This window comes from Sphingomonas radicis, assembly GCF_051400635.1.
Lineage (GTDB): Bacteria > Pseudomonadota > Alphaproteobacteria > Sphingomonadales > Sphingomonadaceae > Sphingomonas.
On the sequence record NZ_JBLFFG010000002.1, the window covers coordinates 309,100 to 330,981 of the forward strand.

Consider the following 21,882-nt stretch of genomic DNA (forward strand, 5'->3'; position numbering starts at 1 on the left):
AGGAGTAGGGATGCGGTTTCTAAAGGTGCTCGTCTGGCTTCTGCTCGGCGGCATCATCGCAGCCTTCGTCATCTATAATGGCGACGAGCGCGTCAGCATCCATCTCTGGGCCGGGCTGATCGCCGATGTCAGCCTCCCGCTGCTCCTGATCATCGTCTTCCTTGCCGGACTGCTGCCGCCGCTCGTCGCTTATCAGACGCTGCGCTGGCGGATGCGGCAGCGCTTCGCTAGCCTGGAGCGCGCGCTCGGCGACCTCCGCTCGGTCAACCCGCCCGCTCCCGCCGCCGAACAGCCCCCCGCAGCACCTGCCCCACCTGCCCCGCCGCTGTTCCCCGAGGCGCAGCCATGAGCTCGCCGATCTACGTCGCGCTCGACACTCCGGATTTCGAGCGCGCCCAGGCAATCGCCTCGCGGGTGCGCAATCATGTCGGGGGGATCAAGCTCGGGCTCGAGTTCTTCATGGCCAACGGGCGTCAGGGCGTGCGCGAGATGGCCGAGATTGGCCTGCCGATCTTCCTCGACCTCAAGTTCCACGACATCCCCAATACTGTCGCCAAGGCGATCCAGGCGCTGCGTCCGCTGGAGCCGTCGATCCTGACGGTTCACGCCGCCGGCGGCCGCGCGATGCTCGAGGATGCGAAGGCCGCAGCACCGATCGGCACCAAGGTCGTCGCAGTGACGATGCTCACCAGCCTCGACTCCAGCGATCTCGTCTCGGTCGGCCTAGGGCCCGATCCGCACGAGCAGGTGGTCCGCCTCGCCGAGCTGGCGAAGAGCGCGGGCGTGGATGGGATCGTCTGCTCGGGCGAGGAAGTCGCCATCGCCAAGAAAGCCTGGCACGACGGCTTCTTCGTCGTTCCTGGCGTGCGCCCTGCCAACGGCGCCGCCGGCGACCAGAAGCGCGTGGTCACTCCGCGCGCCGCGCTCGACGCGGGGGCATCGATCCTCGTCATCGGCCGCCCGATCACCCAGGCCGAGGACCCCGATCTCGCCGCCCGCGAAATCGAAGGCACGCTCTAGCTCGATGACACTCACTATCCGAACTGCCTCGCGGGATGATCTCCCGCGCCTCCATCCCGTGATCGAGCGCGCCTATCGCGGCGACGCGGCGCGCGGCGGCTGGACTCACGAAGCCGACCTGCTCGACGGCACACGCACCGACGCCGCGACGCTCGAAGCGATCGTGGACGATCCGCACCAGCGGCTGCTCATCGCCGAGCAGGATGGCCTCCCCGCCGGCTGTGTCCAGGTGACCGATCGCGGCGGCGGTCTCTGCTATCTGGGCCTGCTCTGCGTCGATCCGGCGCTGCAGGCGGGCGGCCTTGGCAAGCAGCTCATCGCTGCGGCGGAAGCAGCGGCGCGCGAGGACTTCGGCGCCACGCAGATGGAAATGACGGTAATCGACGTTCGCGCGGAGCTGATCGCTTATTACGAACGCCGCGGCTATCGCGTCTCGGGCGAGAAGCGCGATTTCCCGATCGCGCTCGACCCGCCCTTCTTCATGTCGGTACTGGTCAAGCCGCTCCGGTGATATAGGCCAGCGCTTCGCCCGCCTCGAACCCGGCTGCGAAAATGGCGATCGCCGAAAGGACCATCAGCAGCGCTTTCTCACCGCGGCTGCGGCGCTCGATAAAGCTGTACAGTTCGTTCATAATCCGCCTCCTCGCTCTCAGGTTACCTTCCTGGAGACGTTATCGGCAAGCGCACCGGTCGCACACCCCTATCGTCCTGTCGCTCGCCACGCTAAGCGCGACGCGATGGTCAGTGCCAAGATCTGCGGCCTTTCGACGCCGGAAACGCTCGATGCCGCCGTTCGCCACGGCGCAGCGCAGGTGGGTTTCGTCTTCTTCCCGCCCTCACCGCGAAGCCTGGGCTTCGATCGAGCTGCAGGACTGGCGGAGCGTGTGCCGGATATTGTCCGCAAGGTCGGCGTGTTCGTCGATCCCGACGACGCGCTGCTCGACGCGGCGATCGCCGCCGCGCGGCTCGATGCCGTCCAGCTCCACAAGACCGCGCCCGAGCGCATCGCTGTAATCCGGGCGCGCACCGGACGCGAGGTCTGGGCCGCGGTGCCGGTCAAGACGCGCGCCGATCTCGCCGCCGCCGCGAGCTTTGCGGGTGCGGCCGACCGCATCCTCTACGATGCAAAGACTCCAGAGGGCGCAGCGCTGCCCGGGGGCATGGGGCTGCGCTTCGACTGGACGCTGCTCCAGGCCCACCGACACCCGCTCCCCTGGGCGCTTTCCGGCGGGCTAGATCCGGCCAATGTCCCGGAGGCGATCCGCGTCACAGGCGCGACGATGGTCGATGTCTCGTCGGGGGTGGAGTCGGCGCCGGGCATCAAGGATGTGGACAAGATCGCCGCATTCCTTAAGGCGGTGAGCCTCTTATGACCGTGCCAAACTCCCTCCGCGCCCAGCCTGACGAGCGTGGGCATTTCGGCCAGTTCGGCGGCCGCTTCGTCGCCGAGACGCTGATGCCGCTGATCCTCGACCTCGAGCGCGAATATCGCGCGGCCAAGGCCGATCCCGCCTTCCAGGCGGAGTTCGACGATCTGCTCGAACATTATGTCGGCCGCCCCAGCCCGCTTTATTATGCCGAGCGGCTGACCGAGGCACTGCGCGAGAGCGCGCCCGCAGGGCATGGCGCCAAAATCTACTTCAAGCGCGAGGAACTGAACCACACCGGCGCACACAAGATCAACAACTGCATCGGCCAGATCCTGCTCGCCCGCCGCATGGGCAAGACGCGGATCATCGCCGAGACCGGCGCGGGCCAGCACGGCGTCGCCACCGCCACCGTCGCCGCGCGCTTCGGCCTGCCCTGCACGATCTTCATGGGCGCCAAGGACGTCGAGCGGCAGAAGCCCAACGTCTTCCGCATGAAGCTGCTCGGCGCCGAGGTGCATCCGGTCACTTCGGGCGCCCAGACGCTCAAGGACGCGATGAACGAGGCGCTGCGTGACTGGGTCGCCAACGTCCACGACACTTTCTACATCATTGGTACCGCCGCGGGCCCGCACCCTTATCCCGAGCTCGTCCGTGACTTCCAGAGCGTGATCGGCACCGAGACGCGCGCGCAGATCCTGAAAGCAGAGGGCCGTCTCCCCGACCTGCTGATCGCCGCGGTCGGCGGCGGATCGAACGCGATCGGGCTGTTCCACCCCTTCCTAGACGATCCTGACGTCGCGATGATCGGCGTCGAGGCAGCGGGCAAGGGTATCGACACCGGCGAGCATGCCGCGAGCCTCACCGGCGGCGCGCCCGGGATTCTCCATGGCAACCGCACCTATCTGCTCCAGGACGAGGACGGCCAGATCACCGAGGCACATTCGATCTCGGCGGGGCTCGACTATCCGGGTATCGGCCCCGAGCATAGCTGGCTCCACGAGAGCGGCCGCGTGGAATATGTGCCGATCACCGACACACAGGCGCTCGAAGCTTTCCAGCTCTGCTGCCGGCTGGAGGGGATCATCCCGGCACTCGAAAGCTCGCACGCACTCGCAGCTGTGCCTGCCAAGGCACGGGAAATACGGCAGGATCAGATCATCGTCGTCAACGTCTCCGGCCGCGGCGACAAGGACATCTTCACGGTCGCCGAAGCGCTGGGGGTGGAGCTGTGAGCGCGCTATATCTCTCCCCTCCCGCTTGCGAGAGGGGCCGGGGGTGGGCGCCCGCTCTCCACATGTCGATCGCTGGGAGGATGCCGGGCGCCCACCTCCCAGCCCCCTCCCGCTCGCGGGAGGGGGAGCGATGAGCCGCTTGTCCGTAGCCTTTGCGCATGCGGCCTCTGAGGGCCGCGCCGCACTCGTCACCTTCATCACCGCAGGCGACGGCCCCACCGCCGCAATCCTCGATGCGCTCGTCGCCGGCGGTGCCGACGTGATCGAGCTCGGCATGCCGTTCACCGATCCGATGGCCGACGGCCCCGCGATCCAGGCGGCGAACCTGCGCAGCCTCGGCGCCGGCACGCGCACCGCCGACGTGCTCGCGATCGCCGCTGCCTTCCGCCAGCGCCACCCGCACGTGCCGCTGGTATTGATGGGCTATGCCAATACGATGACGCGCCCGACACCCGCGGCCTTCGCGGCAAAAGCCGCCGAGGCAGGCGTGAACGGCATCATCTGCGTCGACATCCCCTCCGAGGAAGACGAGGAACTCGCCCCTTTCCGTGCGAACGGTCTCGACGTCATCCGCCTCGCCACCCCCACCACCGACGCCGCCCGCCTGCCCGCCGTGCTCGAAGGGGCGTCGGGCTTCCTCTACTATGTCTCGGTCGCCGGCATCACCGGCCTCCAGCAGGCCGCGCAGGCTTCGATCGAGGACGCCGTCGCCCGGCTCAAGGCCGCGACCGACCTCCCCGTTGCAGTCGGTTTCGGCGTGCGCACGCCCGAGCAGGCCGCCGCGATCGGCCGCGTCGCCGATGGCGTGGTGGTCGGTTCGGCAATCGTGGACCTGGTCGGCAAGCACGGCACGCAAGCGCCCGCCCACGTCCGCGCCTATATCCAATCCCTTTCCGCGGCGCTGACCGCCGCCCGCAAGGATGCTTTTGTGAAGGAGAATTGGGCATGAGCTGGATCAGCCGCGTCCGCAACGCCCTCGCCTATGTCACTACTCGGACCAACGAAACCCCCGACAACCTCTGGCACAAGTGCAAGGGATGCGGGACGATGGTGTTCACCAAGGAGCTGGAGGAGAACCTCCACGTCTGCCCGCATTGCGAGCATCACGAGCGGATCGGCCCGGCGCTGCGCTTCCAGTATCTGTTCGACGAGGGCAGCTACACCGTCCTGACCAGCCCGCGGGTCGTAGATGACCCGCTCAAGTTTCGCGACCAGAAGCCCTACCCCGCCCGGCTCAAGGCCGCGCGCGCTGCGACCGGCGAGCCCGATGCCTTCCTCAACGCGCGCGGTACGATCCTCGGCCGCACCGCGGTGATCGGCGTCCAGGACTTCGCCTTCATGGGCGGATCGATGGGCCAGGCCGTCGGCGAGGCGTTCATCGCCGGAGTCGAGGCGGCGATAGCGGCGCATGCGCCCTTTTGCGTCTTCACCGCATCGGGCGGCGCACGCATGCAGGAGGGCATATTGAGCCTGATGCAGATGCCGCGCACCACCGTCGCGATCGAGATGCTCCACGACGCCGGGCTGCCGTACATCGTCGTGCTCACCGATCCGACTTCGGGTGGCGTGATGGCCGCCTATGCGATGCTCGGCGACGTCCAGATTGCCGAGCCGCGCGCGACCCTCGCCTTCACCGGCCGGCGCGTGATCGAGAACACGATCCGCGAAAAGCTGCCCGACGATTTCCAGACCAGCGAATATTATCGCGACCACGGCCTGGTGGACATGGTCACGCACCGTAAGGAGCTCCGCGAGACCCTCGGCCAGCTCATCGGCCTGCTGTGCGCGGAGAAGAAGGCGGCGTGAGGCTTCTTCTCCCCCTCCCGCTAGCGGGAGGGGGCCGGGGGGTGGGCGCCCGGCCTGTATCAAGCAAGCCGCTTGTGGAGAGCGGGGGCCCACCCCGACCCCTCCCGCAAGCGGGAGGGGCTTAGTTTCCCATGCCCGATTTCGCCACCTCCACCAGCCCCACCGTCCAGCGCCAGCTGGACCGGCTCGCCGCGCTCTCGCCCGGCGCCGACATCCTCGGGCTCGAGCGCATCACCCGCCTGCTCGCGCGCGTCGGCGACCCGCACCTTCGCCTGCCGCCCGTGCTCCACGTCGCCGGCACCAACGGCAAGGGCTCGACCTGCGCCTTCCTCCGCGCCGCGATCGAGGCCGCGGGGCTCCGCGCGCACGTCTATTCGAGCCCGCACCTGGTCCGCTTCAACGAACGGATACGCCTCGCCGGGCAGCTGATCGACGACGCGCAGCTCGCCGTGTTGCTCGAAGAAGTGCTCGATGCAGGCGGAGACATTGGCGCGAGCTTCTTCGAAGTCACAACCGCCGCCGCCCTCCTCGCCTTCGCGCGCACCCCGGCGGACGCCTGTGTGGTCGAAGTCGGGCTCGGCGGCCGGCTCGACGCGACCAATGTCATCTCGTCTCCTGCGGCTACCGGGATCGCCCAGCTCGGCATCGATCACCAGGCGTTCCTGGGTGACAGCCTGGAAGCGATCGCCGCCGAAAAGGCGGGTATCGCCAAGCCCGGCGTGCCGCTCGTCACGATGCGCTACCCTGGGCCCATCGCCGCGGTCGTGGCTCAGGCCGCTCAATCAGCAGGCGCGCCGCTCTTCGTGCAGGATCAGGCTTGGCATTTCGAGGTCAAGGGCGACCGGCTCGAATACCGCGATTCCGCAGGCGAGCTCGTCACGCCGCTGCCCGCGCTCCACGGCTCGCATCAGCCCGCCAATCTCGCCCTCGCCGTTGCGATGCTGCGCCATCAGCGTGCACTTGCGATTTCCGATGCCGCGATTTCCGATGCGGCCAGCGCCGCGCGCTGGCCGGCGCGAATGCAGCGGCTTGATCCTGGCCCGCTAGTGCACCTGCTGCCGCCCGGTAGCGAAATCTGGCTGGACGGCGGCCACAACGCCAATGCCGCCGATGCAGTTGCCGCCGCGATCGCCGGGCTCGCGGGTTCGAGGCCGCTCCACGTCGTCCTCGGCATGCTCGACAACAAGGATGCCGGCGCAATGATCGCGCGCCTGGCACCGCTCGCACGGAGCCTCACCGGCGTTCCCGTGCCCGGCCACGGCTTCCACGCTCCGGCCCATCTCGCGCAACTGGCGGGCGCGATCGGCCGCGAGGCCCCCGATGTTCTCGCCGCGCTGGTGGCGATCGCTGCCAGGTCGCACGCCGCCGATCCTCCGGTGGTGCTCGTCTGCGGCTCGCTCTATCTCGCCGGTACGGTGCTGGAGGCGAACGGCGAGTTGCCCGACTGACGAGGTGATCCGATATATTGCGATTGACTCGCAATAGCGAACCCGCAAGACTTCTCTCCGTCACTGTTGCGGGAGTCGTCCATGTCCAATGCCAAGATCCTTGCCGCCGCGCTTCCTGCGCTCCAGCCCGACGATGCCGGCGCGCGGCTGCTGCTGTTCGGCATCCGGCAGATGGGCGCGAACGGACTTCATGATGCCTGTGCGGCGCACGCGTTCGTGACGGCGTTCGGAAAGGGTTTCCAGCGCCCGCTCGTGCTGTTGCGCGCGCTGATGGCGGAGATGTCTGCGGCAGCTGCGGGGCCGATCCAGATCGCGCCGTGGTGCTGCTCGCGGATGACCCGTGCCGAGGCGACCCTGCTCCAGGTGATCGGCCGAGCGCACGACAATCCCGTGGCGGCGGAGATGCTGCTTGCCGATCTGCTGGGCATCCGCGACGCGCGCAGCGTCGCCGCCACGGCACGCGCGCTCTCCGCAGCGTTCGCCGATCTGGCGCTCCCGCTCGACTAGTCCCGCTCGGGCGGCAGCTCGATCCCGACCAACTTCCACTCGATTCCGCGCAGCGCGAAGAGCAGCGCCCCGCCCTGCCCCTCACCACGCACCAGACGAAAGCGGCCGAGCGAATCGCGCCGCAGTTCCATCTTGCGCGCATCCAGCACCGCGGGGCGATCGCGCGCGGCGTCGACTGCGCCCGCCGCGAAGATCGCACGAATGCCCTCAGGCGTGATGCCGGCGTCGATGAGGCCGTCGGCAAGCCCGGTCGCCACCAGTGCGCCGAGCGCAGTGTCTCCGCCGACACCTGCCTGCGACGCGAAGCGCTCGCGAAGCTGGCTCTTCATGCTCTGGCGCACCGCCGGATAATCGACGTACGCCGACAGCGCCTCGGCGTCGCGAGCCTCGGCTGCCCTCTCCATCGCCCGCACCGCCAGATAAGGCGAACCCCAGAGCCAGCTCCCTGCAGCAACGACCGCGAGCAGCAGCAGGATGCCAAGCCAGCGGCGCATCAGCGCGCCGGCTCCTCGGCAACTGCACGCGCCTTGCGCACGCTCTCGACGACGAAGCCCTTCTTCCACAGCACCCAGAGCAGCAGCATGCCCGGGATCGCCACCACCGCGGTCATCACCCAGAAGCCCACCCAGCCGAGCTGCTCGGCCAGAATGCCCGCCGGGCTCGACAGCCAGGTTCGGCCTACGCCCGCCAGCGACGAGAGCAGCGCGAACTGAGTCGCGGTGTAGGCCAGGCTCGAAAGCCCCGAGAGGTAGGTCACGAAGATCGTCAGGCCCAGGCCGCTCGTCACCTGCTCGGTTGCGACCGCGATCGTGAGCCACAGCGTCGAATGGCCCTGGCTCGCGAGCACCGCGAAGGTGAGATTGCTCACCATCATCAGCGCGCCGGACACAAACAACGCACGGCCCATCCCCAGCCAGGCGAGCAGCGGCGCCGATAGCGCCGTGCCCACGATCAGGCCCCAGAAGCCGATCACCTTGTTGATCGCGATGAATTCGGTGTCGGAGAAGCCGAGCTCGACGATCATCGGATTGAGCATCGCCTGCCCCATCGCGTCGCCCAGCTTGTAGACCAGCACGAAGAGCAGGATCAGCGCCGCGCCGTGGCGCTGCAGGAACTCGCGGAACGGGCCGACCAGCGTCGTCTCCAGCCAGCGCCCGACGCCTTGCCACTGCTCGTTGCGGATCACCTGATCGTGCAGCCCCTTGCCCGCCCAGAGCGCCGCGAGCGCCCCCGGCAGCACGCAGAAGCCGGTGAGCCCATAGGCCATCGCCCATCCGAGCCCGAGCCCTTCGGACGAAGCGATCGCGATCGTCCCCACGCCGGCGAAAAATGCGCCGAGGCGATAGCCGAACTGATTGTTGGCCGTGCCGTGCGCCAGCTCATCCTCGGGCAGGATTTCGATGCGATAGGCGTCGATGATGATGTCCTGCGTGGCCCCCAGGAACGCAGTCGTGATCGCCCAGAAGGCGAATACGCCCAGGTGCAGCTCAGGCTGGCTCGCGCCGAGCATCCACACTGATGCGAAGAGCAGCGCCTGGACGAGGAACAGCCAGGCGCGTCGCTGCCCGAACAGGCCGGTCAGCACCGGCAGCCGCAGCCGGTCCACCAGCGGCGCCCATAGGAATTTGAGCGTGTAGGGCGTGGTCAGTCCGATCGCGAAGCCGATCGTCCGTTTCTCGATTCCCACCTTGGCGAGCCAGAAGGTCATCGTGCCGAGCAGCAGCGCGAGCGGAAAGCCGCTCGAGATACCGAGCAGCAGCGCCGCGATCGGCCGCGGGCGGAAATAGGGCGCCATCGTCGCGACGAATCCGCCCCGCGTCCCTTCTGCCAAGGTTCCTTCCGCCGCCATCCCTTGCTCCCGCTCGTGCTTCGCGCGACACTAGCCGAAAAGTTGCGGAGAGGAAGGATGAACGCGCGCACGCCGACCGAGGGCCAGCTCGCGCTGGCCGAAGCGCTCGCCCGCGGCGGATCGCGGGGCGAAGGCGCCATCGCGCATGTGGAGGCCGCCGCCTACACCAGTCCTGAACGCTATGCCGCCGAGCAGGCGCGGATCTTCGGCCGCGCACCGCTGGTGATCGCTCCCTCCGCGCTGCTCCCCGAGCCCAATATGGCCGTGCCGCACGACGGCTTCGGCAAGCCGCTGCTGATCGCGCGCGACCGGCATGGCCAGGCGCACGTCTTCCTCAACGTCTGCCGGCACCGGGGCACCCGGCTGGTTGAGGGCTGCCAGGCCGTGAAGGGGCCGCGCCTCGTCTGCCCCTATCACGCCTGGAGCTACGCGCTCGACGGTCACCTCCTCGGCCTTCCGCGGCCGGACAGCTTTCCCGGGCTCGACAAGTCCGAATACGGCCTCCGCCGCCTGCCCACGCACGAAGCCGGCGGGCTGATCTGGTTCGCCTTCGACGAAAGCGCCGACTTCGCCGAAGCCGACACGCTCGCGCAGGACTTCGAAGCCTTCGACCTCGCCGGCCAACATCTCTTCCGCCGCCGCACGCACGACGTGCGCGCCAACTGGAAGCTGATCATGGATGCCTTTCTGGAGGGCTATCACATCCAGCGCCTCCACGCCGGCACGATCGCGCCTTTCTTCAAGGACGGCATCTCGACCGCGGATGCGATCGGCCCGCACCAGCGATCGGCGGTGGGCCGCGAAGCCGCGCTTGCGGCGCTCTCGTCCGGAGACTGGGCGACGCTGCGGGCGGCGATCACCTACACCTACCAGATGTTTCCGGGTACCGTGCTCGTCGTCAGCCCCGACTACATCAACCTGATGGTGCTCATGCCCCAGACAACCGACCGCGTGCTTGTCGAGGATTTCATGCTGATCCCGGAAGCGCCTGCGACCGGAAAGGCACTCGCGCATTGGGAAAAGAGCTGGGAGCTGCTCGACGGCGGCGTGTTCGCGGCCGAGGATTTCCGCGCCTGCGAGCTCGGCCAGCAAGGCCTCGCCTCAGGCGCGATCGAGCGGGTGACGCTCGGCAGGCTCGAGCTCGGCATCCGCCAGTTCCACGATGCCGTCGAGGCGCATCTGCGCTGAACGACGGCTCAGGCCGGTGCGCCACCGAACAGGCTGAAGCTGCCGGGCAGCTTGCGCGGCCGCTTGCCTTCGATCACTGCCTCGATCGCCGTTATCGCCGCGAGCAGGTCGCGCTGGAGATAGGGTTTGGCTAGGCAGCCCACGGCGAACGCACGCGCGTCGCCCGGGCAGTCGCCCGTCACGAACAGCACACGGATGTCGCGTGCCCGTGCCGCCTGCGCCACCGTCACGCCGCTTCCGTCGGCCAGGTCGACGTCGACCAGCACCAGATCGACTGGGCCCTCCCCTTCGATCACGCGTAGCGCCTCCGCCACCGAATCCACTGTCGCAACGATCTCGAAGCCTTCGGAATGCAGGAAATGCTCGGTGTCGAACGCGATCAGCGGTTCGTCCTCGACTACGAGCACGCGCTGTATCCACCGCTTCTTTCGTCCGAAAAGCATCCGCTCGCCTCTCCCGGGAAGCCGCTCGCTCCCCTGTTTTTCGCCCTAACGCGCGAAACCCCTTCAGGCGCGCAATAATTTTTGCCCCCCGGGGCATAATCGCTATATCGCCGCGGTGCCCACCTCCAACCCCTCCAAGCCCGCGCGCGAGGCCCAGCGCATCGCAAAGCTGCTCGCCCGTGCCGGAATCGCGTCACGCCGCGAGATCGAGCGGATGATCGCCGAGGGGCGCATCGCGCTCGACGGCAGAGTCCTCGATACCCCCGCGACCCTGCTTACCTCGCTCCACGGCGTAACTGTGGACGGCAATCCCGTTGCCGCCCCCGCGCCCGCCCGGCTGTTCCGCTATCACAAGCCCGCCGGCCTGCTCACCACCGAGCGCGATCCGAAGGGCCGCCCGACGATCTACGATCGCCTGCCGCAGGGTCTGCCGCGGGTGATGCCGGTCGGCCGGCTCGACTTGAGCACGGAGGGGCTGCTGCTGCTCACCACCGACGGCGAGCTCAAGCGCGAGCTCGAGCTACCCGCCACTGGAGTCGAGCGCAGCTACCGCGCCCGCGCCTATGGCCAGGTCAGCCAGCCCCAGCTCGAGGAGCTGATGCTCGGCGTCGAGATCGAAGGCGTCCGCTACGGCCCGATCGACGCCAACATCGAGCGCCGCACCGGCGCCAACGTGTGGATCGAGCTGACGCTGACCGAGGGCAAAAACCGTGAGGTCCGCCGCGTGCTCGAATATCTCGGGCTCGAAGTGAACCGGCTGATCCGCACGCGCTACGGCCCCTTCTGGCTCGGCGATCTGCCACCTGGCGACGTCGACGAGATCCGCCAGCACGATCTGGTCACCTTCCGCACCGTGCTGTCCAAGCCCGGCGGCGGCAAGGCCGCGTCGAACCTGCAGTTCGCCGTGCGCGAGCGCGCTGTGGCGCCACCGCCCAAGGCCAAGCCGGTCGAGGAGCCCGATCGCCGCATGCGCCGGGCCCCGGTCAAACCCGCTCCCGCCGAACCGAAGCGACCGAGCTTCACCGCCCGCGCCACGCCCGCGGCGAAGCGCGCCGATCCCGCTCCCGTGGAAAGCAAGGGCCGGCGCGAGGCGCGCGGCACGGGCCGTGACACGCTCAAGCCGGTCAACCCGGCCCGGGCGGCGCGCGCCAAGGCGCACCGCGACGTACAGGGTCCGCGCGAAGGCGATCTCGTCGATCGGCCGCGCACGCCCCGGCCGCCGCACGGTCCGGCAGACGGCCGCGGCAAGCCCTCGCGGCCGGCACGCCCGCCGAGGACGCGGAAGTAATGCGCATCATCGCCGGCGAATGGCGCGGCCGCCCGCTCGTCGCGCCCAAGGGGGATACCACCCGCCCCACCGCCGATCGCACGCGCGAGGCGCTCTTCTCGATGCTCGCGTCGCGGCTCGGCAGCTTCGAAGGGCTCGCCGTCGCCGATCTTTTCGCCGGCTCGGGCGCGCTCGGGCTCGAGGCACTGTCGCGCGGCGCCGGCTCGTGCCTGTTCGTCGAGCAGGACCGGACCGCGCTCGATGCGCTCAAGGCCAATATCGCCAGGCTCGGCGCGAAGAATGCCGATGTCCGCCCCGGCTCGGTGCTGGTATTGGGCCCGGCGCCAAAGCCACTCGACCTGATCCTGATGGACCCGCCCTATGGCACCGGGGCGGGCGCAGTCGCACTCGACAAGCTGGCACGGCTCGGCTGGACCGGTCCCGGCACCTGGATCAGCATCGAGACTGCGCGCGACGAGACCCTCGAACCCGCGGGCTTCGAGGTCGACGTCAGCCGCGTCCACGGCAAGGCCCGGCTGACGCTCCTCCGCGCCGCCTGACTCGCTCAGCGGGGTAACAATGCCGCCGTCATCGGCCGCGGATCGAGGCGCGGGGCCTCCACTGGCTGCGCGGCGACAACCGGAATGCTCGCGACCGTTTCCTTGCCCGCGCTGCGCGCCAGCGCCTCAGCCAATCCGGCGAAGCTCAGGTCCGCACCGGTGAGCCGCCAGCGCGGCGCCGCCTGGATCGGGCGGCCGAACTTCGCGCCATCCTCGAACGCACGGTTGAACTGCTCCTCCAGGCCCGCACCGACGATCTCGCCGATCCGCCTGCCGGTGATCATCACTCCGCCCCAGGCGCAATGCGCTGTCACCGCATCGGTGAGGAAGCGGCCGACGTTGCCGGCAAGCACCGCCAGCCGGTCTGCCCGCGCGATCTCGGGAAAATGCTGCGTCCACAGCGGCGCCTCGACCGGAACGGTCAGCACCGTCTCCCACCGCGTCACCGGAACGCGCGGCTGGGCGAGCGCCTCCGCCAGCCGCCGATCGACCGCAGTCGCGGGCGCGAAGCCGCAATGGCCCATCTCGCTCTCGCTGATGCGCAAATTGCCCTCGCCGTCGGAATCGATCACCGCGAGCCCCACCCCGCGTTCGATGTTGACGATCAGCCAGCGATTGCGCGCAGCGAAGTCCGGCTTTCCGCCATGGCGCGAAACCGGGGCGAGCTGCATGCCGATGCCGCCCACCGCCGCCCAGCCCTTGGCCACGACATGGTTGATGATCGTCGGCGGCTTGCCCAGGATCGAGGCCAGCCCGGCGCGGCTGATCGTCCAGCGCCCGCGATGCAGCGAGATCGACTCGCCATAGGTCGCGCCATAGATCGCGATCGCCGCAGTCGCCTGCCACAGCGGCTGCCCGCTCTCGCTTTCGAAGCGCAGCATCGCCTCGATCAGCGTCGAAAATCGATCGAGCGGCCACAGCACCTCGTGCTGCACCAATCCGCTCGGCCCGATCCAGGCGAGGCGGACCTCCGCATCGTCGATCGCAACCGCAAGCCTGCGACTGTCCATTCCCCTCTCCCACCCTTCCAGTGATTGCGCCGGGGTGATGCGCCGGAGAGATTGAATTTCCCTTAGCAACCGGTGTCAGTGGCAGAAATCCGCCGCACTGGGATCAGCTCGCGATCATGTTCCTGCGCGAAACCAGCGCGAGCCCGACAAGGCTCAGCAGCCCCGCGCCGGCGAGATAATAGCCCACCAGCACCAGCCCGCCCTGCTGCACCAGCCCCTCGGCGATCAGCGGAGTCAGCCCGCCGCCGATAATCCCGCCTATGTTGAAGGTCACTGAGACGCCGGTATAGCGCACACGCGCCGGAAACAGGCTCGGCAGCCACCCGCCGAGCGGGCCGTAGACGAACCCCATGATGAACAGCGCGAAGGCGAGCCAGAAGAAGACCCGCGGCAGCGCTTCGGGCACCAGCAGCGCGGGCATCGCCAGCCCCACCACGACCGTGACCACGCAGCCGAATGCAAGCACCCGCGCCGCAGTGCTGCGATCGGCGCGATAGCCAGCGAGTCCGATCCCTGCGGCCATGAACAGGATCGCGATCAGCTCCGCGCCCAGGAACGCCTCGCGATCATAGCCGAGCGCCTTGGTCCCATATCCGATGATGAACACCGTCGAGATGTAGAAGAGCGCGAAGCAGGCGATCGTCCCCACCGTGCCGGCGAGCGTCGGCAGCCAATGGCCGCGCAGCAGCTCGCCGAGGGGAACGCGCGGCGGCGCCTCGGCTTCGCTCGCCGCGACGAAGGCAGGCGTCTCGGTCAGCCGCACGCGCACCCACAGGCCAAGCCCCACCAGCAGCGCGCTCGCCAGGAACGGCAGCCGCCATCCCCATTCGCGGAACTGGTCTTCGCTCAGCAGCGCGCCCAGGATCAGGAAGAAGCCGTTGGCGAAGATGAAGCCCACCGGCGCGCCCAGCGGCGGGAAGCTGCCGTAGCGATAGGCCCAGCCCTTCGGCGCATTCTCCACCGCGAGCAACGTCGCTCCGCCCCATTCGCCGCCCAACCCCAACCCCTGGCCGAAGCGCAGCAGCGTCAGCAGCACCGGCGCCACCACGCCGGCCATCGCATAGGTGGGCAGGAAGGCGATCAGCAGCGTCGAGATGCCCATCAGCATCAGCGATCCGACCAGCGTCGTCTTGCGCCCCATGCGATCGCCGAAATGGCCGAACACCACACCGCCCAGCGGGCGCGCGAAAAAGGCGACGCTGAAGCTCGCATAGGAGAAGAGCAGCCGCCATCCCTCCTCGATCCCGGCGAAGAACAGCGAAGGGAACACCAGCGCCGCCGCGGTCGCATAGATGTAGAAATCGTAGAACTCGACCGAAGTGCCCACCAGGCTCGCGAACAGGATGCGGCGGTGCGATGCAGGCGCAGATGCGGCGGTTGCAGCGGTCATTCAGGTCCCCTCTCCGCCGCTCTCCTAGCGAGGAAACCTGCCAAGCGGAATGGCCGCTGCAATCGTTCGAGAGGTTCGGTTCATCAGACGGGGCTGGAAAGCTTCATCAGCACCAGCCCGCCCACGATGAGCAATGCGGCAATCACGCGCATCGCCGTAACCGCCTCGCCCAGAATCGTGATGCCGACGATGAACGCCCCGACAGCGCCGATGCCCGTCCAGATGGTATAGGCCGTCCCGAGAGGGAGGGTTCGCATCGACCACGAAAGCAGACCGAAGCTCACGACCATCCCGACGACGGTGATGAGGCTCGGCCAAAGGCGCGAAAAGCCATACGACTGCTTCATCGCAGCCGCCCACACCACTTCGAAAAGTCCAGCGATAACAAGAATGATCCACGCCACAGCAGCCTCCATAAACGAGCTGCCGGGCCGTCCCGGTCTTGATAGCTGAAGGGCGGGAACGTGGTCGCCGCACCGAAAATATAGGGCACCAGCGCCGCGGATTCAACGCGGGCCAACTGCCACGCCAACGAGAGCGCGGCTCGAACGGCGTCGCTCCTCAGCTAAAACAACGTTACGCTGCCCGACGGGTAGAGGGGTAGCTATGGGCGCGGTGAACTTCGGAATACTGGTCGTGAGCGCCTTGACGACGGCGTTCGCGCTGGCGGCATGCGGCGGCGCGGATCGGTCCGCAACTCCTGCCGGCGTGGCGGAACGCACGACGATCGATTTCGCAAATGTCGCCAATTACTCGGCTCCAGCCCTCCCGGCCTATTTCGATCAGACCGTGACGGCGCTGGATAACAGCCCAGCCTCCAACATCATCGATGATCGGGTGGCGACGCTCGGGCGGGTGCTGTTCTACGATCTGCGATTGAGCACGAACGACAGGGCCTCATGTGCCTCCTGCCACCAGCAGGCGCTCGGCTTCACCGACTCGATGCGGTTCAGCAACGGGATCAGCGGCGCCGCGACCACCGACTTTCACGCGATGCGGCTCGGCAACCTTCGCTACTGGCAGCCCGGCTCCACCTTCTGGGATCGGCGCGCGGCGAGCGTGGAGGCGCAGGCGAGCCTTCCGATCCACAGCCTCGTCGAAATGGGCTGGGGCGGAGCCGCGGGAGGTTTCGATGCCCTGATCCTCAAGATGGGCAGGACCGGCTATTACCCGGATCTCTTCGCCTGGGCCTTCGGCGACAAGGCGATCACCGAGCCGCGCATCCAGCAGGCACTTGCTCAGTTCGTCCGCGCGATGATCTCGAGCTCGAGCCGCTGGGACGAAGGCTATGCAAAGGTCTTCTCGCCCACCGCCCCGAACCGCGCCCTCGACGTCGACCTGCCGAACTTCACGCCGCATGAAAATCGCGGGCGACACTTGTTCATGACGCGCATCGCCGAGGGTGGCGCCGGCTGCTCCTCCTGCCATCTTCCCCCGACCTTCGCTCTGGCAGCGAACGCGAAAAGCAACGGCCTGGATGCCGGCGAGACGCGCCTGTTCAAGGCTCCGTCGCTGCGCAATGTAGGCTTGACCGGCCCCTATATGCATGATGGTCGTTTCGAGACGCTGGCCGAGGTCGTCGCGTTCTACGACCACGGCATTCAAAGCGGCCCCGCGCTCGACGATCGCCTGCGGCGGGACGGCAGACCGCTGCGTCTGAACCTCAGCGCGGCCGATCGGGCAGCGCTGGTCGCCTTTTTGATGACCCTCAACGACCGCGCGCTCACGACCGATCCTCGCTTCAGCGACCCGTTCCGTCGCTGAAGCTCGGGAGCCTAAGCTCGAATCGAATAGAGCCTCGCGTTGCTGATCGCGATCACCGCGCCGTCCGCACCCACCAGCGTCGGCGTATAGGCCTGGCCGAGACCGGTGTTGAGCCTCAGGCTCTGTGTCAATGTGTTCGTCGTCAGGTCCCAGCGATACAGCACGCCGTCCTCGTTGTTCGCGAGGAGCGATCTTCGCAACGGGTCCGCGGCCATCGTATTGATGCACCATTCGCGGCGTCCCGCAGGGGAGACGCCGTCCGACGTGGGGCTCAGAATCGTCAGCACTTCGCGCATCACCTGGACGCTCGGCACAATGGGGTCCGCCTGGCTCGCCGTCGGGTCCAGCACGGCCATTCGGTTGCCCCCGTCGCCGGTGCCTACGCCGTAATAATTGTTGTATTTCTGCGCGAGCAGGTAAGTCGATGCGCCCGTATAGGATGGCACCATCGAAGCCGGGATCACGCTGGGCATCACGTCCCAGCCGAAGCTGCCCGGAACACCGGCCGGGTTGAGCAGCGAGTCGAACTGCAGCAGCCAGCCGCGGGCATTGTGCGTCGGGAACGTCGATTCCAGCACGCCGTAGAACACACGTCCGTCGGAGCCGATCACCGGCGAGGAGGTGCCATCGTCACTGACGCGCGCCGGCGTGAGCAGGTTCGGATCCGTCAGCACTGCCTTGCCGCGGGTCGCGAGCGTCACGCTGTCGAGTGCGAGCAGCAAGCCCGTTTGCACGGAGCCGGGCGCGCCCCTGTTCACCGCGATGTAAACCGTGCCGCCGTCGATCGAGATCGCGGGCGCGCAATTCATCGCCGGCTTCTGGATCGTGGGATCGCCTGCAGCGGTCGCCGCGCTGACCCAGGTGCCTGCGCCGTCCGGGGCGACACGCGCGATGCCACTGACCAGCCCTGCGGGATTGGTGCCGGTCACGTGAAAGCCGAAAAAGATGTTGCCCGTCGCGTCGGCCGTCAGCGGGGTGTTGATGAAGACGGTGGCGTCGAAGGCCGCGGGATTGGCGTTGTATGCGGCCGCACCGTAGAACAGATGCGGGGTGAAGGTGCCGCTGGCCGAATCGCCGTCGGTGCGCATCAGCAGCTTGCCGCCCGCTCCCGGCACATAGAGCCGCCCCTGCTGGGTGAGGAGCACGCTGTACGGCGGCAGCCAGTTGCGCGGAGGCATGACATAGTCGGTGGTGGTCTGCCAGATCAGCGCGCCTGTGGTGCCATCGCGGCCCTCGACGCGATACCCGCCGGTCGCAGCCGTCTTCACCGGGATCACCACCGTGTTGTTGGTCGTCACCACCGGCGATCCGTAATGCGTGAGCAGCGCACCGGAAGGCGTGTACTGCGGCGCAAGGTCGACTGCGGCCGACCAAGCGATGCGCCCGAGATCCTGCGACGCGATCGCGCTCACCGCCGTGTGCTGCGCATCGCGGCCGAAGCCGAACCACGCGGGTCCTGAAACCGGCGTGGGAGCCGGCGTTGGCGTGGGAGTGGGAGTTGGTGTCGGCGTCGGAGAAGGTGTGGGCGAACCGCCACCGCTGCTGCATGCGGCGGCGACGGCGGACGACGACAGCATTGCCAGCGCGCGGCGGCGCGAAAGGAGAGGCGAAGTCCGTGCATCGCCCGGAATAGAATGGTGGCTCATGGCCGCCAGCATACGCTACCGTTTGTCGCAATCCACTACCTGTAACGAACCCGTGCGCGCAGCCCCCCGTTCATCCCTCTGACAGTTTCGCTGTCGTAGCGAACGTCAACGCAACAGCGCCGGAAGAGGGAGAGTCGGGCGATGCGCGAGTCAGCGGGACGTCGGTTCGTGTTCGCAAGCCTGTTCGCCCTCGCGGCGGGTGCGCTGGTCGCGGTGTGGAACCCGGTCGATCATGTGAAGGCCGATCTGCGCGCCGACACCCAGGGCGTCCGCTTCAGCCTCGAGGTCGCGGCGAAGGCGATCGAGAGTTGCATCCGCAGCACCTGATCCAGCCGCAGCCTAGCGGCAGTGCGTCCGCGTGATCTTCACCACCTTGCCGCTCGCGTCCTTCTCCTCGTGCCGCCCGGGCTCGCAGGGCTTGGGGGTAGGTGCCTGGCTGGTGCGCCACGCCACCACCGCCGAGAAGATCGCGAGCGCCAGCACGAGCGCGAGGCGCAGCTTACGGTTCCGCCAGTTCATGCCGCCCCGTTAGGCGCTCCGCCGCCCGCCCGCAATCGCCTGCGCGGCCTCAGTCCATCCCCGGATAGGTCTGGAACTCGGGCAGCTCGTGCATCTGTGCCATCCAGGGCAGCCGCTCCTTGACCACGATATGCGCGCCCGGCGCGTTGCTGGCAGCATCGTCGAGCGTCCCCGACTGGATGTCGACGATCCCCGGCAGATAGGTCGGGTTGCGGTAGAAGAGCCCGGTGCCACACCGCCCGCAGAACTGGCGCACCGCGAGATCCGAGGATTTGTAGCTCTGCGGCTCGCCCTCGATCGTCACCTGCTCCTCCTTGAAGGCGATCCACCCCGCCATCGGGGCGCCGGACCAGCCGCGGCAATCGGTGCAATGGCACAGCGCATGGTGCTCGGGCGCTCCCTCCGCCGAATAGCGGATCGCGCCGCAGTGGCATTTGCCGGTGATCGCCATGGCCTCTTCTCCCTCTGTGATCCCTTTTTGTTCTATCTGGCTCCGGTCGCGCGGACAACCCCTTTTGTGTTGCCCTCCTCGCCTCCGTTCCCTACCTGTTCGCCGATGACTCTCCCTGCGGAATCCCAGGACGCACCCTATCTCCAGGGCCTCAACGCGCCCCAGCGCGAAGCCGTGCTCACCACCGAAGGCCCGGTGCTCGTCCTCGCCGGCGCCGGCACGGGCAAGACCGCCGCGCTCACCGCGCGCCTCGCCCACCTGCTCTGGACCCGCCGCGCCTATCCCAGCGAAATCCTCGCCGTCACCTTCACCAACAAGGCCGCACGCGAGATGCGCGAGCGCGTCGGCCGGCTCGTGGGGCAAGCGGTCGAGGGCGTGCCCTGGCTCGGCACCTTCCATGCGATCGGCGCGAAGATGCTCCGCCGCCACGCCGAGCTCGTCGGGCTCCAGTCCAACTTCACGATTCTCGACACCGACGACCAGCTCCGCCTGCTCAAGCAACTCATCACCGCCAACGATCTCGACGAAAAGCGCTGGCCCGCGCGCCAGCTCGCCGGGCTGATCGACCAGTGGAAGAACAAGGGCCTGAGCCCCGCCGACATCGATGCCGGCGAAAGCGAGGCCTATGCCAATGGCCGCGGCCAGTCGCTCTATGCGCAATATCAGGAGCGCCTGCGCACGCTCAACGCCTGCGACTTCGGCGACCTGCTCCTCCACATGCTGGTGATCCTCAAGACGCACCGCGATGTTTTGGAGAGCTATCAGAACCGCTTCCGCTATATTCTTGTCGACGAATATCAGGATACCAACAGCGTCCAGTATCTCTGGCTCCGCCTCCTCGCGCAGGAGCGCAAGAACATCTGCTGCGTCGGTGACGACGACCAGTCGATCTATTCGTGGCGTGGCGCGCAGGTCGAGAACATCCTCAAGTTCGAGAAGGATTTCCCCGGCGCCAAGGTGATCCGCCTCGAGCAGAATTACCGCAGCACGCCGCACATCCTCGCCGCCGCATCGGGCGTGATCGCCAACAACGGCGGCCGCCTCGGCAAGACCTTGTGGACCGAGAAGGACGCGGGCGAGAAGGTCAAGGTCCTCGGCGTCTGGGACGGGCCCGAGGAGGCGCGCCGCGTCGGCGAGGAGATCGAGAGCCTCCAGCGCGGCGGCCTCTCCCTCGACGACACCGCGATCCTCGTCCGCGCCCAGCACCAGACCCGCGAGTTCGAGGACCGGTTCATCGCGATCGGCCTCCCCTATCGCATCATCGGCGGCTTCCGCTTCTACGAGCGCCAGGAGATCCGCGACGCGCTCGCCTATCTGCGTGTCGTCGCCCAGCCGTCCGACGACCTCGCCTTCGAGCGCATCGTCAACGTCCCCAAGCGCGGCCTCGGCGACAAGGCCATCGCCAAGGTCCACCAGTTCGCCCGTGCGCAGGACCTTCCCCTCACCAGCGCCGGCGCGCGCATCCTCGATACCGATGAGCTCACCCCCCAGGCCCGCCGCAGCCTGGGCAATTTGATCGGTGACATCGCCCGCTGGCGCGCGATGGGCGACACCCTCCCCCACCCCGAGCTCGCGCGCATCATCCTCGACGAGAGCGGCTACACGGCGATGTGGCAGGCCGATCGCACCGCCGAAGCCGCGGGCCGGCTGGAGAACCTGGGCGAGCTCGTCCGCGCGATGGAGGAGTATGAAAGCCTCACGGCCTTCCTCGAGCATGTCTCCCTCGTGATGGACAACGAAGCGCAGGCCGACGAGCCCAAGGTGACGATCATGACGATCCACGCCGCCAAGGGGCTCGAGTTCGACACCGTGTTCCTCGCCGGCTGGGAGGAAGGCATCTTCCCCTCGCAGCGCGCGCTCGACGAAGGCGGGCTCGCCAGCCTGGAGGAGGAGCGCCGCCTCGCCTATGTCGCAATCACGCGTGCCCGCAGGCAGGCGACGATCCTCCACGCCGCCAACCGCCGCATCTACGGCCAATGGACGTCATCGCTCCCCAGCCGCTTCGTCGCCGAGCTGCCCCAGGAGCATGTCGAGAGCGAGACCACCATGTCGGGCGGCGAGAGCCTGTGGCGCGCCAACTGGTCCGAGCGCGCCGATCCCTTCGCCGATGTCGGCCGAGGCACCGGCCGCGGCCCCGGCTGGCAGCGCGCCGCGGGCGTCGACGCGAAGAACCCCGGCGGCAGCTTCACCCAGCGCACCTTCTCGCGCGAACCCGCCCGCGTGCTGGAGAGCCGCGCGTCTGCGGTGAGCTTCGGCGCCAAGCCCCGCGAGGACCTGTCATTGGGGATGCGCGTCTTCCACCAGAAGTTCGGCTACGGCGTGATCGCCGAGATCGAAGGCAACAAGCTCGAGATCGATTTTGAAGTGGCGGGGCGGAAGCGGGTTATGGATAGTTTTGTCACGGTGGGGTGA

General features: G+C 68.0%; 25 protein-coding genes. 15 read left to right on the forward strand and 10 right to left on the reverse strand.

From position 1 onward, the window contains the following. Positions 1 to 10: 10 nt before the first annotated feature. Genes ACMGDH_RS08385 through ACMGDH_RS08395 form a run of 3 tightly spaced genes read left to right on the forward strand, consistent with a single transcriptional unit; the run spans position 11 to position 1,531 of the window. Positions 11 to 349, forward strand: coding sequence for a LapA family protein (locus ACMGDH_RS08385; RefSeq protein ID WP_436827491.1), 339 nt, complete (start codon positions 11 to 13; stop codon positions 347 to 349). After that, the gene (gene pyrF, locus ACMGDH_RS08390; RefSeq protein WP_436827492.1) at positions 346 to 1,020 is read left to right on the forward strand and encodes an orotidine-5'-phosphate decarboxylase; all 675 of its coding nucleotides are present in this window, start codon (positions 346 to 348) and stop codon (positions 1,018 to 1,020) included. The genes ACMGDH_RS08385 and pyrF overlap by 4 nt, the downstream gene beginning before the upstream one ends. Before the next feature lie 4 nt (positions 1,021 to 1,024). Next, on the forward strand, positions 1,025 to 1,531 hold the full coding sequence (locus ACMGDH_RS08395) for a GNAT family N-acetyltransferase (RefSeq protein ID WP_436827493.1): 507 nt from the start codon (positions 1,025 to 1,027) through the stop codon (positions 1,529 to 1,531). Here ACMGDH_RS08395 and ACMGDH_RS08400 read toward each other — a convergent pair. After that, complete coding sequence (locus tag ACMGDH_RS08400) at positions 1,515 to 1,652, reverse strand: hypothetical protein (protein ID WP_436827494.1); 138 nt, start codon at positions 1,650 to 1,652, stop codon at positions 1,515 to 1,517. The two genes, ACMGDH_RS08395 and ACMGDH_RS08400, sit on opposite strands and share 17 nt — an antisense overlap. Before the next feature lie 105 nt (positions 1,653 to 1,757). On the opposite strand from ACMGDH_RS08400, the gene ACMGDH_RS08405 reads away from it, so the two are divergent. The 6 genes from ACMGDH_RS08405 to ACMGDH_RS08430 all read left to right on the forward strand — a co-directional run bounded on the left by ACMGDH_RS08405 (position 1,758) and on the right by ACMGDH_RS08430 (position 7,383). Continuing rightward, on the forward strand, positions 1,758 to 2,393 hold the full coding sequence (locus tag ACMGDH_RS08405; protein WP_436827495.1) for a phosphoribosylanthranilate isomerase: 636 nt from the start codon (positions 1,758 to 1,760) through the stop codon (positions 2,391 to 2,393). Beyond that, a complete protein-coding gene (gene trpB, locus ACMGDH_RS08410) occupies positions 2,390 to 3,622 on the forward strand; it encodes a tryptophan synthase subunit beta (protein ID WP_436827496.1) in 1,233 nt (410 codons plus the stop codon). Before ACMGDH_RS08405 ends, trpB begins: the two co-directional genes overlap by 4 nt. 130 nt (positions 3,623 to 3,752) lie before the next feature. Then, positions 3,753 to 4,571: a tryptophan synthase subunit alpha gene (gene trpA, locus ACMGDH_RS08415; RefSeq protein ID WP_436827497.1), complete on the forward strand. Its 819-nt coding sequence runs from the start codon at positions 3,753 to 3,755 to the stop codon at positions 4,569 to 4,571. Further along, positions 4,568 to 5,428 (forward strand): acetyl-CoA carboxylase, carboxyltransferase subunit beta, encoded by an 861-nt coding sequence (gene accD / locus ACMGDH_RS08420; protein WP_436827498.1) that lies wholly within the window; start codon positions 4,568 to 4,570, stop codon positions 5,426 to 5,428. The genes trpA and accD overlap by 4 nt, the downstream gene beginning before the upstream one ends. 131 nt (positions 5,429 to 5,559) lie before the next feature. Beyond that, positions 5,560 to 6,876 carry a bifunctional folylpolyglutamate synthase/dihydrofolate synthase gene (locus ACMGDH_RS08425; protein WP_436827499.1) on the forward strand — a complete coding sequence of 439 codons (1,317 nt, stop codon included), beginning with the start codon at positions 5,560 to 5,562 and terminating at the stop codon, positions 6,874 to 6,876. A gap of 81 nt (positions 6,877 to 6,957) precedes the next feature. After that, a complete protein-coding gene (locus tag ACMGDH_RS08430) occupies positions 6,958 to 7,383 on the forward strand; it encodes a DUF6628 family protein (protein ID WP_436827500.1) in 426 nt (141 codons plus the stop codon). Here the strand turns inward: ACMGDH_RS08430 and ACMGDH_RS08435 are convergent. Next, entirely contained in the window at positions 7,380 to 7,877 is a 498-nt protein-coding gene (locus tag ACMGDH_RS08435; RefSeq protein WP_436827501.1) for a DUF2939 domain-containing protein, read from the reverse strand. The two genes, ACMGDH_RS08430 and ACMGDH_RS08435, sit on opposite strands and share 4 nt — an antisense overlap. Continuing rightward, positions 7,877 to 9,232: an AmpG family muropeptide MFS transporter gene (locus ACMGDH_RS08440; protein ID WP_436827502.1), complete on the reverse strand. Its 1,356-nt coding sequence runs from the start codon at positions 9,230 to 9,232 to the stop codon at positions 7,877 to 7,879. The genes ACMGDH_RS08435 and ACMGDH_RS08440 overlap by 1 nt, the downstream gene beginning before the upstream one ends. Before the next feature lie 57 nt (positions 9,233 to 9,289). On the opposite strand from ACMGDH_RS08440, the gene ACMGDH_RS08445 reads away from it, so the two are divergent. Further along, positions 9,290 to 10,420, forward strand: coding sequence for an aromatic ring-hydroxylating oxygenase subunit alpha (locus ACMGDH_RS08445; protein WP_436827503.1), 1,131 nt, complete (start codon positions 9,290 to 9,292; stop codon positions 10,418 to 10,420). An 8-nt stretch (positions 10,421 to 10,428) separates the two neighbouring features. Here ACMGDH_RS08445 and ACMGDH_RS08450 read toward each other — a convergent pair whose 3' ends face one another. After that, positions 10,429 to 10,863 (reverse strand): response regulator, encoded by a 435-nt coding sequence (locus ACMGDH_RS08450; RefSeq protein ID WP_436827504.1) that lies wholly within the window; start codon positions 10,861 to 10,863, stop codon positions 10,429 to 10,431. 115 nt (positions 10,864 to 10,978) lie between these two features. On the opposite strand from ACMGDH_RS08450, the gene ACMGDH_RS08455 reads away from it, so the two are divergent. Both ACMGDH_RS08455 and rsmD read left to right on the forward strand, forming a co-directional pair. Beyond that, positions 10,979 to 12,151: a pseudouridine synthase gene (locus ACMGDH_RS08455; protein WP_436827505.1), complete on the forward strand. Its 1,173-nt coding sequence runs from the start codon at positions 10,979 to 10,981 to the stop codon at positions 12,149 to 12,151. Then, positions 12,151 to 12,690, forward strand: coding sequence for a 16S rRNA (guanine(966)-N(2))-methyltransferase RsmD (gene rsmD, locus ACMGDH_RS08460; RefSeq protein WP_436827506.1), 540 nt, complete (start codon positions 12,151 to 12,153; stop codon positions 12,688 to 12,690). Before ACMGDH_RS08455 ends, rsmD begins: the two co-directional genes overlap by 1 nt. A 5-nt stretch (positions 12,691 to 12,695) precedes the next feature. On the opposite strand, the gene ACMGDH_RS08465 is transcribed toward rsmD, so the two are convergent. The 3 genes from ACMGDH_RS08465 to sugE form a co-directional block, all read right to left on the reverse strand. Beyond that, positions 12,696 to 13,700, reverse strand: a complete 1,005-nt coding sequence (locus ACMGDH_RS08465; protein WP_436827507.1) for a glucokinase — start codon at positions 13,698 to 13,700, stop codon at positions 12,696 to 12,698. 103 nt (positions 13,701 to 13,803) lie between these two features. Beyond that, complete coding sequence (locus ACMGDH_RS08470) at positions 13,804 to 15,090, reverse strand: MFS transporter (RefSeq protein WP_436827508.1); 1,287 nt, start codon at positions 15,088 to 15,090, stop codon at positions 13,804 to 13,806. An 83-nt stretch (positions 15,091 to 15,173) separates the two neighbouring features. Next, positions 15,174 to 15,494, reverse strand: coding sequence for a quaternary ammonium compound efflux SMR transporter SugE (gene sugE / locus ACMGDH_RS08475; protein WP_436827509.1), 321 nt, complete (start codon positions 15,492 to 15,494; stop codon positions 15,174 to 15,176). A 232-nt stretch (positions 15,495 to 15,726) separates the two neighbouring features. On the opposite strand from sugE, the gene ACMGDH_RS08480 reads away from it, so the two are divergent. Further along, the gene (locus tag ACMGDH_RS08480) at positions 15,727 to 16,854 is read left to right on the forward strand and encodes a cytochrome-c peroxidase (RefSeq protein ID WP_436827510.1); all 1,128 of its coding nucleotides are present in this window, start codon (positions 15,727 to 15,729) and stop codon (positions 16,852 to 16,854) included. 11 nt (positions 16,855 to 16,865) lie between these two features. On the opposite strand, the gene ACMGDH_RS08485 is transcribed toward ACMGDH_RS08480, so the two are convergent. Next, positions 16,866 to 18,500 carry a hypothetical protein gene (locus ACMGDH_RS08485; RefSeq protein ID WP_436827511.1) on the reverse strand — a complete coding sequence of 545 codons (1,635 nt, stop codon included), beginning with the start codon at positions 18,498 to 18,500 and terminating at the stop codon, positions 16,866 to 16,868. A 141-nt stretch (positions 18,501 to 18,641) separates the two neighbouring features. Here ACMGDH_RS08485 and ACMGDH_RS08490 point away from each other — a divergent pair, with 141 nt between their 5' ends. Then, positions 18,642 to 18,827, forward strand: a complete 186-nt coding sequence (locus ACMGDH_RS08490) for a hypothetical protein (protein ID WP_436827512.1) — start codon at positions 18,642 to 18,644, stop codon at positions 18,825 to 18,827. Positions 18,828 to 18,839: 12 nt separating this feature from the next. Here the strand turns inward: ACMGDH_RS08490 and ACMGDH_RS08495 are convergent, their stop codons facing one another. Beyond that, on the reverse strand, positions 18,840 to 19,019 hold the full coding sequence (locus tag ACMGDH_RS08495) for a hypothetical protein (protein ID WP_436827513.1): 180 nt from the start codon (positions 19,017 to 19,019) through the stop codon (positions 18,840 to 18,842). A gap of 49 nt (positions 19,020 to 19,068) precedes the next feature. Further along, positions 19,069 to 19,470 (reverse strand): GFA family protein, encoded by a 402-nt coding sequence (locus ACMGDH_RS08500; protein ID WP_436827514.1) that lies wholly within the window; start codon positions 19,468 to 19,470, stop codon positions 19,069 to 19,071. A 105-nt stretch (positions 19,471 to 19,575) separates the two neighbouring features. Between ACMGDH_RS08500 and ACMGDH_RS08505 the strand changes: the two genes are divergently transcribed. Then, complete coding sequence (locus ACMGDH_RS08505) at positions 19,576 to 21,882, forward strand: ATP-dependent helicase (RefSeq protein ID WP_436827515.1); 2,307 nt, start codon at positions 19,576 to 19,578, stop codon at positions 21,880 to 21,882.

Bases quoted from the DNA above. Each gene is read 5' to 3' on its own strand.
- ACMGDH_RS08385 (WP_436827491.1), top strand. From the start codon at position 11: ATGCGGTTTCTAAAGGTGCTCGTCTGGCTTCTGCTCGGCGGCATCATC.
- pyrF (WP_436827492.1), top strand. From the start codon at position 346: ATGAGCTCGCCGATCTACGTCGCGCTCGACACTCCGGATTTCGAGCGC.
- ACMGDH_RS08395 (WP_436827493.1), top strand. From the start codon at position 1,025: ATGACACTCACTATCCGAACTGCCTCGCGGGATGATCTCCCGCGCCTC.
- ACMGDH_RS08400 (WP_436827494.1), bottom strand. From the start codon at position 1,652: ATGAACGAACTGTACAGCTTTATCGAGCGCCGCAGCCGCGGTGAGAAA.
- ACMGDH_RS08405 (WP_436827495.1), top strand. From the start codon at position 1,758: ATGGTCAGTGCCAAGATCTGCGGCCTTTCGACGCCGGAAACGCTCGAT.
- trpB (WP_436827496.1), top strand. From the start codon at position 2,390: ATGACCGTGCCAAACTCCCTCCGCGCCCAGCCTGACGAGCGTGGGCAT.
- trpA (WP_436827497.1), top strand. From the start codon at position 3,753: ATGAGCCGCTTGTCCGTAGCCTTTGCGCATGCGGCCTCTGAGGGCCGC.
- accD (WP_436827498.1), top strand. From the start codon at position 4,568: ATGAGCTGGATCAGCCGCGTCCGCAACGCCCTCGCCTATGTCACTACT.
- ACMGDH_RS08425 (WP_436827499.1), top strand. From the start codon at position 5,560: ATGCCCGATTTCGCCACCTCCACCAGCCCCACCGTCCAGCGCCAGCTG.
- ACMGDH_RS08430 (WP_436827500.1), top strand. From the start codon at position 6,958: ATGTCCAATGCCAAGATCCTTGCCGCCGCGCTTCCTGCGCTCCAGCCC.
- ACMGDH_RS08435 (WP_436827501.1), bottom strand. From the start codon at position 7,877: ATGCGCCGCTGGCTTGGCATCCTGCTGCTGCTCGCGGTCGTTGCTGCA.
- ACMGDH_RS08440 (WP_436827502.1), bottom strand. From the start codon at position 9,232: ATGGCGGCGGAAGGAACCTTGGCAGAAGGGACGCGGGGCGGATTCGTC.
- ACMGDH_RS08445 (WP_436827503.1), top strand. From the start codon at position 9,290: ATGAACGCGCGCACGCCGACCGAGGGCCAGCTCGCGCTGGCCGAAGCG.
- ACMGDH_RS08450 (WP_436827504.1), bottom strand. From the start codon at position 10,863: ATGCTTTTCGGACGAAAGAAGCGGTGGATACAGCGCGTGCTCGTAGTC.
- rsmD (WP_436827506.1), top strand. From the start codon at position 12,151: ATGCGCATCATCGCCGGCGAATGGCGCGGCCGCCCGCTCGTCGCGCCC.
- ACMGDH_RS08465 (WP_436827507.1), bottom strand. From the start codon at position 13,700: ATGGACAGTCGCAGGCTTGCGGTTGCGATCGACGATGCGGAGGTCCGC.
- ACMGDH_RS08470 (WP_436827508.1), bottom strand. From the start codon at position 15,090: ATGACCGCTGCAACCGCCGCATCTGCGCCTGCATCGCACCGCCGCATC.
- ACMGDH_RS08485 (WP_436827511.1), bottom strand. From the start codon at position 18,500: ATGAGCCACCATTCTATTCCGGGCGATGCACGGACTTCGCCTCTCCTT.
- ACMGDH_RS08490 (WP_436827512.1), top strand. From the start codon at position 18,642: ATGCGCGAGTCAGCGGGACGTCGGTTCGTGTTCGCAAGCCTGTTCGCC.
- ACMGDH_RS08495 (WP_436827513.1), bottom strand. From the start codon at position 19,019: ATGAACTGGCGGAACCGTAAGCTGCGCCTCGCGCTCGTGCTGGCGCTC.
- ACMGDH_RS08500 (WP_436827514.1), bottom strand. From the start codon at position 19,470: ATGGCGATCACCGGCAAATGCCACTGCGGCGCGATCCGCTATTCGGCG.
- ACMGDH_RS08505 (WP_436827515.1), top strand. From the start codon at position 19,576: ATGACTCTCCCTGCGGAATCCCAGGACGCACCCTATCTCCAGGGCCTC.